The following is an 877-nucleotide window of genomic DNA, read 5'->3' on the forward strand; positions in this document are numbered from 1 at the left end:
ACCACGGCCTTGGGAGTGCCGGTCGAACCGGAGGTGTAGATGACGTACGCCGGGTTGAGCGGGGTCAGGTGGTGTGTCCGGTCGGCGTCGGTGAGGGCGGCCGGGCTCTGTTCGGCCAGGCGCCGTGTGGTCCCGGGCGCGTCGTATTCCACGGTGGTCAGTGGCTGGTCGTGGAAGACCGGACGCAGAGCGGTGGTGGTCACGGCCAGGGCCGGGGCGGCGTCGTGGAGCATGAACTCCACGCGCTCGGCCGGGTGTTCGGGGTCGATGGGCAGGTAGGCGGCGCCGGTTTTGAGGACGGCGAGTACGGCCACGATCATGTCGATGGACCGGGGCAGGGCCAGGGCGACGATGCGTTCGGGCCCGGCGCCCTCGGCGATGAGCAGCCGGGCCAGCCGGTTGGACGCCGCGTCCAGTTCCGCGTAGGTGAGGGTACGGTCGCCGAACACCACGGCGGTGGCCTCGGGGACCTGCTCCGCCTGCCCTGCGAACAGTTCGGGGATGGATACGGCCTCGCCACGCGTATCGGGGTCCGGGGTGGTGGTGTTCCATTCCACCAGGACGCGTTGGCGTTCGGCGGGTTCGAGGAGGTCGATCGTGCCGATCCGGCGGTCCGGGTCCGTCGCGACCGCGTCCAGCAGCCGTTCCAGCCGGTCCATCAACGACGCCACGGTTGACCGGTCGAATATGTCCGACCGGAACTCCACCACCCCGCTCACGCCGTGCGAGGCTCGCGCTTCGACCAAGCTGACGAGCAGGTCCATGCGTGCGGTACCGGTGCCGATCGACACCAGGTCCGCCGACAGTCCGGGGAATTCCAGCTCTGCGTGGTCCGCGTTCTGCCAGGCGAGCATGACCTGGAAGAGCGGCTGATGCG

General features: G+C 69.7%; 1 protein-coding gene. It reads right to left on the reverse strand.

Annotation, left to right across the window (positions count from 1 at the left end; all coding sequences use genetic code 11):
• On the reverse strand, window positions 1–877 hold an 877-nt coding region (locus AXW62_RS38535; protein ID WP_159061075.1), incomplete at both ends, for an AMP-binding protein.

Source organism: Streptomyces hygroscopicus subsp. hygroscopicus (assembly GCF_001553455.1).
Taxonomy (GTDB): Bacteria; Actinomycetota; Actinomycetes; order Streptomycetales; family Streptomycetaceae; genus Streptomyces; species Streptomyces hygroscopicus.